The 11,194-nt window shown below is 69.4% G+C and carries 10 protein-coding genes; 4 read left to right on the forward strand and 6 right to left on the reverse strand.

All coding sequences use genetic code 11. The annotated features are described in order from the left end of the window. Positions 1-116: 116 nt before the first annotated feature. The 4 genes from cyoD to cyoA are packed head-to-tail and all read right to left on the reverse strand — an operon-like array spanning position 117 to position 4,154. Entirely contained in the window at positions 117-530 is a 414-nt protein-coding gene (gene cyoD / locus Q0V34_RS07415; RefSeq protein WP_297509999.1) for a cytochrome o ubiquinol oxidase subunit IV, read from the reverse strand. Next, positions 527-1,222, reverse strand: a complete 696-nt coding sequence (locus Q0V34_RS07420) for a cytochrome c oxidase subunit 3 (protein WP_297510001.1) — start codon at positions 1,220-1,222, stop codon at positions 527-529. Before Q0V34_RS07420 ends, cyoD begins: the two co-directional genes overlap by 4 nt. Then, entirely contained in the window at positions 1,219-3,240 is a 2,022-nt protein-coding gene (locus Q0V34_RS07425; RefSeq protein ID WP_367272046.1) for a cbb3-type cytochrome c oxidase subunit I, read from the reverse strand. Before Q0V34_RS07425 ends, Q0V34_RS07420 begins: the two co-directional genes overlap by 4 nt. Further along, entirely contained in the window at positions 3,237-4,154 is a 918-nt protein-coding gene (cyoA, locus tag Q0V34_RS07430; protein ID WP_297510005.1) for a ubiquinol oxidase subunit II, read from the reverse strand. Before cyoA ends, Q0V34_RS07425 begins: the two co-directional genes overlap by 4 nt. A gap of 189 nt (positions 4,155-4,343) precedes the next feature. Between cyoA and Q0V34_RS07435 the strand changes: the two genes are divergently transcribed. The 3 genes from Q0V34_RS07435 to Q0V34_RS07445 all read left to right on the forward strand — a co-directional run bounded on the left by Q0V34_RS07435 (position 4,344) and on the right by Q0V34_RS07445 (position 6,377). After that, positions 4,344-4,748, forward strand: a complete 405-nt coding sequence (locus Q0V34_RS07435) for a DUF3597 family protein (RefSeq protein ID WP_297510006.1) — start codon at positions 4,344-4,346, stop codon at positions 4,746-4,748. Then, entirely contained in the window at positions 4,748-5,680 is a 933-nt protein-coding gene (locus Q0V34_RS07440) for a methyltransferase (protein WP_297510008.1), read from the forward strand. The genes Q0V34_RS07435 and Q0V34_RS07440 overlap by 1 nt, the downstream gene beginning before the upstream one ends. Before the next feature lie 79 nt (positions 5,681-5,759). Continuing rightward, entirely contained in the window at positions 5,760-6,377 is a 618-nt protein-coding gene (locus tag Q0V34_RS07445) for a DUF4142 domain-containing protein (RefSeq protein ID WP_297510010.1), read from the forward strand. A 19-nt stretch (positions 6,378-6,396) separates the two neighbouring features. Here the strand turns inward: Q0V34_RS07445 and Q0V34_RS07450 are convergent, their stop codons facing one another. Further along, positions 6,397-7,749, reverse strand: coding sequence for a sigma-54 dependent transcriptional regulator (locus Q0V34_RS07450; RefSeq protein WP_297510011.1), 1,353 nt, complete (start codon positions 7,747-7,749; stop codon positions 6,397-6,399). A gap of 2 nt (positions 7,750-7,751) precedes the next feature. Further along, complete coding sequence (locus Q0V34_RS07455) at positions 7,752-9,581, reverse strand: ATP-binding protein (RefSeq protein ID WP_297510013.1); 1,830 nt, start codon at positions 9,579-9,581, stop codon at positions 7,752-7,754. Positions 9,582-9,824: 243 nt separating this feature from the next. On the opposite strand from Q0V34_RS07455, the gene Q0V34_RS07460 reads away from it, so the two are divergent. Continuing rightward, entirely contained in the window at positions 9,825-11,168 is a 1,344-nt protein-coding gene (locus tag Q0V34_RS07460) for a dicarboxylate/amino acid:cation symporter (protein ID WP_297510016.1), read from the forward strand. Positions 11,169-11,194 lie beyond the last annotated feature (26 nt).

Consider the following 11,194-nt stretch of genomic DNA (forward strand, 5'->3'; position numbering starts at 1 on the left):
CGGAGGTCCTCGAGGGTGACCGCCGGTCGCGGCCTCGGCAACCCAATGCGTGGCCGGCGCCGCGGGCGCCCGCTAGTGCCTTTTGGCATCGCCGCGCGGGGGCGAACGGCGAGCCGTCAGCGCTGCATGCGCATCAGCTCGTCCATCGGCATCATGTTGTGGTTCAGGTGGCCCATGATCCAGAGCGAGCCGACCACGATCAGGAACACCACCATGACCCCGAAGGCCAGGGCCAGCACGTTGTTGGTGTTGTCGGGGCCGGTGGTGACATGCAGGAAGAATACGAGGTGGACGCCCATCTGGGCGATGGCCAGCACGATCAGCGCCACGGGGATGGCCGGCGCCCAGACCAGGCCGCCGCGCGCCAGCACGAAGGCGGCCACGGTCAGCACGACCGAAAACCCCAGGCCGAGATGGGTGTTGGTCACCCAATGGCCGGCGCTCTCCTCGGGCGCGTCGCCGGGGGCGTGGTCCTCGCGGTCGTCCATGTCGCCGGCGCGGCGAAGGGGTTGGTCTTCGAGAGTGCTCATGGGGCGGCCGCCAGCAGATAGACGATGGTGAAGATGCCGATCCAGACGATGTCCAGCGCGTGCCAGAAGAGGTTGAAGCACAGCAGCCGGTGCATCATTTCCTGGCGGAAGCCCTTGAACTGGACCTGGGCCATCATCGTGGCCAGCCACAGCCCGCCGATCGTGACGTGAACGCCGTGCAGGCCCACGAGGCCGAAAAAGCCGGTCAGCATGGCGCTGCGCTGGGGCGTGATCCCCCTGGCGGCCAGATCGAGAAATTCCTGGAGCTCAAGAGCCACGAAGGCCAGGCCCAGAAGGCCGGTGAGCAGCAGGAAGACCTGGGTCCAGAGCTTGTTGCGGGCGTTGGTCGCGGCGAACGACAGGCCGCAGGTGTAGCTGGACAACAGCAGGCAGGCGGTCTCCCAGCCGACGCGCTTGAGGTCGACGATCTGAGCGATGGTCGGGCCGCCCGCCGTCGCGCCGCGCAGCACCGCGAAGGCCGCGAAGAAGCAGGCGAACATCACGATGTCGCTGAGCAGAAAGATCCAGAAGCCATAGCCGACGATGACGCGCTTGCGCGCGGGACCCGTCTCTCCATGGCCGGCGCCGGGGACGGGCGCGGCGGGGCCGTGAGCGCGATGGCCCAGGCGGTGAGGGTCCTCGCGCAGGCGCCGCAGCGCCTCCAGGCTGGCGGGCAGGCCGGTGTCGGTCACGACGCGGACTCCTCGCGCGGCAGGCGGGCCAGCAGGGCCGTCCGCGCCTCGCGCCGGGCCCGGTCGAGGCGCGCGACCTCCTCGGCGGGGACCTCGTGTTCGTGCGCGTCGCGCCAGGCGAAGACCACGAAGCCGGCGAAGGCCGCGACCAGGGCCGCGACGGCCACCCACCAGATGTGCCAGACCATCGAAAAGCCGAACACGAAGGTGAAGAAGGCGGTGTAGATTCCGACGGGGCTGTTGAGCGGCATCTCGATCGGCGCGTAGTCGGGCTCGGGACCCAGTTGCTGGCTTTCCAGCGCGCGCCGCTTGATGTCCCAATAGGCTTCCTCGCCCTCGACATCGGGCATGACCGCGAAGTTGAAGAACGGCGGCGGCGAGGCGGTCGCCCATTCCAGCGAGCGGCCGTCCCAGGGATCGCCGGTGACGTCTCGCAGCGTGTCGCGATGTCGAATGCTGACCACCAGCTGGATGATCTGGGCCGCGACGCCCAGGGCGAGGATCGCCACACCGACGACGGAGACATAGAGGCCCGGCGCCCAGTCGGGCACGTTCACGTGCTGCAGGCGGCGGGTCATGCCCTGCAGGCCCAGCACATAGAGCGGCGTGAACGTGACCCAGAAACCGGTGAAGGCCAGCCAGAACGCCGCCTTGCCCCAGCCGGCGTGCAGGCGAAAGCCGAAGACCTTGGGAAACCAGAACTCGAGCCCCGCGAACACCGCGAACACCACCGCCCCGACGATGACGTTGTGGAAGTGGGCGACCAGGAACATCGAGTTGTGGGTCAGGAAGTCAGCCGGCGGAATGGCCAGCAGCACGCCCGTCAGGCCGCCGATGATGAAGGTGAAGATGAAGCCCATCGACCACAGCATCGGGACCTCGAACCGCACCCGTCCGCCGTACATCGTGAAGATCCAGTTGTAGATCTTCACGCCGGTGCCGACGGCGATGATGCTGGACGAGATCCCGAAGAAGGTGTTGACCGCCGCGCCCGCGCCCATGGTGAAGAAGTGGTGCAGCCAGACCAGCATCGAGACGACGCAGATGAACAGCGTCGCGGCGACCATCGAGCGGTAGCCGAACAACGGCTTTCCGGAAAAGGTCGGGAAGATCTCCGAGAAGATGCCGAAGGCGGGCAGCACCAGGATGTACACCTCCGGGTGACCCCACGCCCAGACGAGGTTCACGAACATCATCGGATTGCCGCCGGCGGTGTTGGTGAAATAGTGCCAGTCCAGGTACCGATCGAGGGTCAGCATCGCCAAGGTGGCGGTCAGGATCGGGAAGGCCGCGACGATCAGCAGGCACGAGGCCAGCGCCGTCCAGCAGAAGATCGGCATCCGCAGATAGCTCATGCCCGGACAGCGCATCTTCAGCACCGTCGTGACGATATTGATCCCGGTGATTAGGGTCCCGATCCCGGATATCTGCACCGCCCAAAGGTAGTAGTCGACGCCGACCCCGGGAGAGTAGGCGTTCTCGCTGAGCGGCGGGTACGGCAGCCAGCCGGTGCGGGCGAACTCACCGACGAACAGGGACACATTGACCAGCAGCGCGCCGCTGGCCGTCAGCCAGAAGCCCACCGAGTTGAAGGTCGGAAAGGCCACGTCCCGCACGCCCAGCTGCAGCGGCACCAGATAGTTCATGAAGGCCAGCACCAGCGGCATGGCCCCGAACAGGATCATGATCGTGCCGTGGGCCGTGAAGATCTGGTTGTAGTGCTCGGGCGGCAGATAGCCTTCGCCGCCGCCGACCGCCATGGCCTGGTGCGTGCGCATCATGATCGCGTCGGCGAACCCGCGGATCAGCATCAGCGTCCCGAGCAGGCCGTACATGACGCCGATCCGCTTATGGTCGACGCTGGTGATCCACTCGCGCCACAGATAGGGCCACCAGCCCTTGACCGTCGCCAGGACCAGCACGCCCAGCATCGCCAGCAGGATCACCACGGAGGTGATCAGCGGGATGGGCTGGCTGAACGGAACGGCCGACCAGTCGAGCTTTCCAAACATGGTCAGCGCCTTCCTTCTGGAGTCTTCTCGCGGCCGGCGTGGCCTTGCCCTTCCGGCGCGGGACCCGGGGCGGGGGCGATCGCGCCCATGGCGATGGCGTGGAACAGGTGCGGGTCGATCGAGCCATAGCCGCGCGGCGCCAGGTTCGCGCTCTGACGCGCAAGCTCGGCATAGGCGGCGCGGTCCAGCGGCGGCCCGGCCCCGCGCGCCCGGGCGGCCCAGGCGTCGAAGTCTCGCTGCGGAACGCTCTGGACCTCGAACTGCATGTCCGAGAAGCCGTCCCCGGAGAACTGCGCCGAGGTTCCCCACAGCCGCTCCGGCTTATCGGCCTGCAGGTGCAGCTGCGAGACCATGCCCGGCATCGCGTAGACCATCGAGCCCAGGCGCGGCACGAAGAAGACGTTGAAGACGCTGGCCGAGGTCAGCGAGAAGTGGACGGGACGTCCGGCCGGCACGACCAATTGGTTGACGCTGGCCACCCCCTGCTCGGGGTAGATGAACAGCCATTTCCAGTCCAGCGAGACGACCTGCACCTCGACCGGCGGGCTCTTGGAGGGCAGGGGGCGAAACGGATCGAGCTGGTAGGAGCCGATCCAGATCAAGCCGCCCAGGAACATGATCGTCAGGGTGGGGATCGACCAGACGACGGCCTCGATCCGCCCGGAGTACGACCAGTGCGGCAGGTACTTGGCCTTGGTGTTCGAGGCGCGATAGCGCCAGGCGATCCAGAAGGCCAGCAGGATCGTCGGCACCACGATGGCCAGCATGATGAAGGTGGCGTTGATCAGGATCGCCGCGTCGCCCGCCCCGACGGGTCCCGCCGGATCCAGCACGCCGCCCGAGCACCCGCCGACACACGCCAACGACAGTCCCGCGAGGGCCCGCGCGAGCCGCGTTCTCCGGGCGGGACGATGATGCATGCCAAGCGCTCCCCTCGGCGCGTCGCGCGGCCGACGAGGGTCACAACGCGCGTCCGGCGAACAAGGTCAGGCTTTTGCCAAATGAGAAGCCGACGCGCGCGTGGCGAGGCGCTTTGGCCGACGCCGGGAGGAACCCGCGCGGCGGGTCGTCGTTGCCGTCTGACCCCTCACGACGACCCAAGGATGCTCATGAGCCTGTTCTCGAAGATCATGGACAAGATCTTTCACGCCCCGCGCGCGACGACGCCGGTCGGCGCCGCCCCTTCGGCGTCGGCTGCACCCGCGAACAGCGCGCCCGCCCCGACGCCCGCCCCGACGCCCTCCGTCGCCATGCCGCCGGTCGACGTCGAAGCGGTGCTCGCGTCGATGGCCGAGATGGACAATGGCGGCGGCAATTGGCGGTCCTCGATCGTCGATCTTCTCAAGCTCCTGAAGCTCGATTCCAGCCTGGAGGCCCGCAAGGCCCTGGCCGACGAGTTGGGCGTCCACGCGGCCGAGCCCGGCAGCGCCGAGCAGAACATCGCCCTGCACAGGGCCGTGATGCGCCGCCTGGCCGAGAACGGCGGACTGGTCCCCGACAGTTTCTATCGCTGATGCCGGGCCAGCGGGCGGACGCGGCGCTGGGCGCCGTGCTCCAGCATCTCGACTCGGCGGGCTACGACTTCACGACGCCGAACCCGGCCACCGTGCGGCGGTGGCTGTCGCGCCCGCCGCCCGCCCGCCCGGACTTGCGGGACATTCTCGGGTGGGGCTTTCCGTTTCGGCGGGGCGACCTTCCCGAGGCGTTGTTCGAGGCCTTGAGGGAAGCCGGCGCGCTTGTCGAAAGCGACCGGGGGCAGCGCGCCCGGATCCGGGCGGCGCGGGTGGACGGCAGGCTGTTCCTTCATTCGGCCTGCGCGGGCGCCGGACCCGACGCGGTCTTCGTCGGTCCGGACAGCTATCGTTTCGCGGCCCTGATCGGGCGGGAGATCGGCGCGGCGCCGGTCCGGCGCGCGCTCGATGTCGGAACGGGCGCGGGCGTCGGGGCGGTGGTCACCGGCGCGCGGGTTCCGGGCGCGCGGATCTTCGCCAGCGACGTCAACGCGGCGGCCCTGCGCCTGGCCAGCGCCAACGCGGCGCACGCCGGCGTGTCGGCGACCTTCCGGCTGTCGCCCGGTCTGGACGACGCTCCGTCCGACCTCGACCTCATCGTCGCCAATCCGCCCTATGTCGCCGGCGATAGCGGCCGGGCCTACAAGGACGGCGGCGGCGAGCTCGGCGAAGGCTTGGCCCTCGACTGGGCGAGGACGGCCCTGGCGCGTCTGGCGCCGGGCGGGCGGATGATCCTCTATACCGGCGCTCCCATCCGCGCCGGAGGGCGGGACGTGGTTCGAGACGGCCTGGAAGCCCTCGTCTCCGCCGTCGGCGCGTCGCTCGCCTATTCCGAGCTCGACCCGGACATCTTCGCCAGCGAACTCGGCCGCGCCCCGTATGCCGATGTCGAGCGGATCGCGGCGATCGGCGCGGTGATCCGGAAGCCCGAATAGGGCGCGCGGCACATCGTTTGGTCTAGCGGCGAACCGACCCGGGCCGTCCGCGTTGGATGCGGTCTAACGGGAGATACTCATGGCTCGATACATCTTGCTGACCGCCGCCGCCGTGGCGGCCCTTTCCATGGCCGCGTGCCAGAAGAAGGACGCCGCCCCCAACCCCGCCGAGCCGGGCACCGGCAACGCCGCCGTCAACGCCGCCCAGGACGCGACCTCGGCCGCGGTCGGCACGGCGTCGGCCTCGACGGCGGGACCGATCAACACCGACGCCTTCGTCGCCAATGCGGTGATCAGCGACATGTACGAGATCCAGGCCGGCCGCATCGCCCAGCAGAAGGGGCAGTCGAAGGCGGTCAAGGACTTCGGCAAGATGATGGTCACCGACCACACGGCGCTGTCCAACAGCATGAAGCCGCTGATCGCCGCCGCCGGCAAGACCGCGCCGACCGGGCTCGACGAGCGCCGCAAGGGCATGATCGACAATCTGAACGCCGCCTCGGCCCAGGATTTCGACAAGGTCTATCTGGACCAGCAGGACGCCGCTCACAACGAGGCCCTGACCTTGATGCGGGGCTATGGCGAGCGCGGCGACGACGCTGGTCTGCGCGGCGCGGCCCAGCAGGCCGTGACCAAGATCCAGGCTCACCTCGATCACGTCGCCCAGCTGAAATCGGCGGGCGGCGCGGGCCAATAAGCGCGTCGTCGGGGCGGGTCTAGGTCGCCGGCCCGCCCCGACGATAGGTCGCGAGATCGATCTCGTGGCGCTCGATCTTGTCGTAGAAGGTCTTGCGAGGGATCTTCAGCAGGTCCAACGCCTTGCGCACGTCGCCGCCGCTGCTGGCCAGCGCTTCCTTGATCACCTGCGCCTCGTAGGTGGCCACGCGGGCCGGAAGCGGCGGCGGCGCGTCGTCGGCGTCGCGCGGTCCATCCTCGGCCAGGCCCAGCGCGACCCGCTGGGCGAAGTGGCCCAGTTCCCGCACATTGCCAGGCCAGTCGTGGTTGTGCAGCCGCCAGCGCACGGCGTCGTCGATGGCCGGCTGCGGCTGGCCCAGCCGCTCCGCGGCGCGGGCGAGAAAGTGCGCGAACAACAGCGGCACGTCCTCGCGCCGCTCGCGCAGCGCCGGGATGCGGACCCGCACGACGTCCAACCGGTGAAAAAGGTCCTGCCGGAACGCGCCCGTCGCCACGGCCTCGGCCAGGTTGATCTTCGCGGCGGCCACCACCCGTATGTCCAAGGTGCGCGCATGGTTCGAGCCCACCGGCGTGATCTCGCGCTCTTCCAGCACGCGCAGGAAGCGGCCCTGGGCGTCGCTCGACAGCGTCTCGACCTCGTCGAGGAACAGGGTTCCGCGATCGGCTTGCTCTATGCGGCCGGTGCGCTGGCGCAAGGCGCCGTTGAACGCGCCGAGCTCGTGGCCGAAGAGCTCGCTGTCCAGCGCGGCGGCGGGGAGGGCGGCGCAGTCCACGGCGACGAACGGATGGTCGCGGCGGCGGCCCCAGGCGTGCAGGGCCCGGGCGGCCAGCTCCTTGCCGACGCCCGTCTCGCCCTCCAGCAGCACGTCGACATCGGCCGACGCCAGCTGCCGCAGGGTGGCGCGCAGGCGCTCCATGACCTGCGTCTGGCCGATCAGCGGCCAGTCGCTCTGGGCCTGGGCCGCGAGCGTCCGCAAGGCGCGGTTCTCCAGGACCAGCCGCCGCTTCTCCATCGCGCGGCGGACGCTGGAGACCAGGCGGTCGGGCGCGTAGGGCTTGGCGACGAAGTCGTAGACGCCGTCGTGCATCGCCTCGACGGCCTCGGCGACGTCGGCGTGCCCCGTGATCAGGATGACAGGCAGGTCCTCGTCCTGGTCCTTCAGCCGCCGAAAGAGCTGGCGGCCGTCCATCCGGGGCATGCGGATGTCGCTGATCACCACGCCCGGAAACCCGGCGGAAAGGGCGGCCAGGGCCGTCTCGGCCGAGCCGAAGGCGAGAACCTCGAACCCCGCCAGTTGCAGGGTCTGGACGTTGGCGTCGCGCAAAACCTCGTCGTCGTCGACGAAGGCGACCTTGTTGACCGTCTCGGACATTTCTAACGCGCCTTGGGCAGGGACATGACGAAGCGGGCGCCGCCGTGGCCCGGCTCCAGGGAAAGCTCGCCGCCGAACTCGGCGACGATGTCGCGGCTGATCACCAGCCCAAGGCCGAGCCCGCGCGGCTTGGTCGTCGCGAAGGGCGTGAACAGGGTCCTGGCCGCCTCGGCCGCGACGCCGGGGCCGTTGTCGGCGACCAGGATCCGCACCTGCGCGCGCTTGGTGAGGACCTGCACGCGGATTTCGGGATCGGGCGTGCGCTCCACGGCTTCCAAGGCGTTTTGCAGCAGGTTCACCAGAACCTGTTCCAGGCGGAACCGCTCGGCCATCACCCGGGCCGACTCGTCGCCGATGTCGCGGACGATGCTGACGCCTTGCTGGCGGGCGCGCGGGCCGACCAGCAGCAGGGCGCCGTCGACGGCGTCCCTCACCGTCACCACCGAGGCCGGGGCGCCCGACTTGCGCGCGAATGCGCGGAGCTCGTCGGTGATCAGACCGATCCGGTCGGTCAGGCCGGCGATCAGGCCGAGATTGGCCTTGGCGGTCCGGTCGTCGTCGCGGTCGAGCAGGACGGCGGCGTTGTCGGCATAGGCGCGGATCGCGGCGACGGGCTGGTTGATCTCGTGAGCCACCCCGGCGGCGATCTGGCCCAGCGTCGCCAGCTTGTTCGACTGGATCAGTTCGTCCCGCATCAGGTGGACATGGGCCTCGGCGCGTCGGCGCTCCTCCATCTCCACTCTGAGGCGGCGGTTGGAGTCGCTGAGTTCGGCGGTGCGTTCGGCGACCCGCGCTTCCAGTTCGCGCCGGGCGGCCTCCTGCCGGGCCGCGCGGACGGCGGCCTCGCCGCGCCAGCGCAGCAGCAGGGCCGCGACGCCGCAGATGGCCAGGCCGATCAGGAGCGTGATGGCCCGTGCGGCCGTCACGGCGGTGCGCAGCGCCGCTCCGACCGGGGTCAGGGTGTAGACGGTCCAGCCGCCGGCCCCCAGATCCACGCTGGCGGCCATGTAGCGTGTCTCGTTCTGCCCCGGCGGCGACACCGTCGTCAGCACGGGCGGGCGATGCGGCAGCGGCGGCGGATCGGCCCGCAGGACCGCGAACGGCGCGTCGCCGAAGCGGTGCTCGGCCCGCAGTCGACCCTGTTCGACACCGGGCAGGGGCGACAGGGTCGAGAACCGCCAGGCGGGGATCGACGTCACCAGGATGACGCCGTTCGGATCGGCCGCGAAGGCGGGTTCGGCGGCGGACCACTCGGCCTCCAGCGCCTCGAACTCGACCTTCACGACGACGACGCCGAGCACGCCGTTCGGGCCGTCGACGCGGCGCGACATGAAGAGGCCAGGGCGACGGCTGACCGTTCCGAGCGCGAAGAGCTCGGCGACGCCGTCGGCGCGGGCGTTCTTGAAATAGGGGCGAAAGCTGTAGTCCGAGCCGACGAAGCTGGTCGGCTCGCGCCAGTTGCTGGCGGCGATGGTCACGCCCTTGGCGTTCAGCACATAGATGACCGCCGCGCGGGTGCCGCCGCTCAGGGTCTCGAGCTTGCGGTTCAGGGCGTCGACGCCGCGCGGGTCGGCCGAGCGCAGGGTCTCGGCGACGTCCGCGTCCTGGGCCAGCACGAAGGGCAGGGAGCGGTGCTTGGCCAACTCGCTGCGCAGAACGGCCGCGTGCAAGGTCGCCGAGGTCTGGGCCTGACGCGCCAGATCGCTGGTGGCGCGACGCTCGACCACCGCCCCAGCGAAGCCGACCGCGCCGGCCAGCAATATCGCGCCGAGCGTGACGAACACCACCCAGCGGCGCGCGATCGGATCGGTCAGATTTGGCGGCCAGGCCATGATCGCTGGTCCTCTCTCTGTGCGGATTTTCGCACAAACGTGGCGTCCAGAGGAGGGAATTCCGCCACGATCCGCGCGACGCGCGTCGCCGTCCCGGCGTCGAAGTTTAAATAAAACAACGTGTTGTGGCTTCCCTCGGGATCGCTTGCGCGACCTTCTGGCAACGAGGATCGTCTATCCAAGCGCCTCGGCAAAGGGGCGCGGGATGGAAACGCGGCCTACGGGCCGAGCCAAGAGGCGCGCGTGCAGACGATCCAACCGGCGGCCCCGACGGGGTCCAAGGAGCGGCCCAAGCCGTTCTTCACTCACCTTTACTTCCAGGTGCTGGTCGCGATCGTGCTCGGCGGCGCCATCGGCCATTACTATCCCGAGGTCGGCCAAGCGCTGAAGCCGCTGGGCGACGCCTTCATCAAGCTGGTGAAGATGGTCATCGCGCCGGTGATCTTCCTGACCGTGGTCACCGGCATCGCCGGCCTGCGCGATCTGGAGAAGGTCGGCCGCGTGGCCCTGAAGGCCCTGATCTATTTCCTGGTGTTCTCGACCCTGGCCCTGGTCGTCGGCCTGATCGTCGCCAATGTCGTCCAGCCGGGCGCGGGCATGAACATCGACCCCGCCACCCTGAAGGCGGGCAAGGTCGCCGAATACGCCGCCAAGGCTCACGACCAGAGCGTCGTCGGCTTCCTGATGAACATCATTCCCAACACCGTGGTCAGCGCCTTCGCCGAGGGCGAGATCCTGCAGGTGCTGTTGATCTCGCTGCTGTTCGGCCTGTCCCTGACCCTGGTCGGCGACCCGGCCAAGCCGGTGGTGGACTTCCTGGAGGTGGTCGCCCAGGCCTTCTTCAAGTTCGTGCACATCGTGATGAAGGCCGCGCCGATCGGCGCCTTCGGGGCCTTCGCCTTCACGATCGGCAAGTACGGCCTGGGCTCCGTGGCGAACCTGGCCCTGCTGGTCGGGACCTTTTACCTGACCTCGGCGCTGTTCGTCGTGGTCGTGCTCGGCGCGGTGGGCTTGGTCAACGGCTTCTCGATCCTGAGCCTGATCCGCTACCTGAAGGCCGAACTGCTGCTGGTGCTGGGCACCAGTTCCTCGGAAGCGGCGCTGCCCAGCCTGATCGAGAAGCTGGAAAAGGCCGGCTGCCCGAAGTCGGTCGTCGGGCTGGTCGTGCCGCTCGGCTACTCGTTCAATCTGGACGGCACCAACATCTACATGACCCTGGCGGCGCTGTTCATCGCCCAGGCCACCGGCGTGCATCTGTCCTGGGAGCAGCAGGCGCTGCTGCTGGGCGTGGCCATGCTGAGCTCCAAGGGCGCGGCCGGCGTCACCGGCGCGGGCTTCATCACCCTGGCGGCGACCCTGTCGGTCGTCCCGTCGGTGCCCGTGGCCGGCATGGCCCTGATCCTGGGCGTCGACCGCTTCATGTCCGAGTGCCGAGCCCTGACCAACTTCATCGGCAACGCGGTGGCGGCGATCGTCGTCTCGCGCTGGGAACGCGGTCTCGACGGCGCGGCCCTGAAGGCCGCCCTGCATCCGAACAAGGCCCCGCCCTCCGGGGGCGGACCGGTACCCGACCCGGCCCGCCCCTGAGCGGCGGCCGAACCTCGACGAAACGC

Origin of the sequence: uncultured Caulobacter sp. (genome assembly GCF_947036865.1) — a bacterium.
Classification (GTDB): Bacteria; Pseudomonadota; Alphaproteobacteria; order Caulobacterales; family Caulobacteraceae; genus Caulobacter.

Excerpts from the sequence above, each read along its gene's own strand:
- Q0V34_RS07450 (WP_297510011.1), bottom strand. The coding sequence starts at position 7,749 with ATGTCCGAGACGGTCAACAAGGTCGCCTTCGTCGACGACGACGAGGTT.
- Q0V34_RS07440 (WP_297510008.1), top strand. The coding sequence starts at position 4,748 with ATGCCGGGCCAGCGGGCGGACGCGGCGCTGGGCGCCGTGCTCCAGCAT.
- Q0V34_RS07455 (WP_297510013.1), bottom strand. The coding sequence starts at position 9,581 with ATGGCCTGGCCGCCAAATCTGACCGATCCGATCGCGCGCCGCTGGGTG.
- cyoD (WP_297509999.1), bottom strand. The coding sequence starts at position 530 with ATGAGCACTCTCGAAGACCAACCCCTTCGCCGCGCCGGCGACATGGAC.
- Q0V34_RS07445 (WP_297510010.1), top strand. The coding sequence starts at position 5,760 with ATGGCTCGATACATCTTGCTGACCGCCGCCGCCGTGGCGGCCCTTTCC.
- Q0V34_RS07435 (WP_297510006.1), top strand. The coding sequence starts at position 4,344 with ATGAGCCTGTTCTCGAAGATCATGGACAAGATCTTTCACGCCCCGCGC.
- cyoA (WP_297510005.1), bottom strand. The coding sequence starts at position 4,154 with ATGCATCATCGTCCCGCCCGGAGAACGCGGCTCGCGCGGGCCCTCGCG.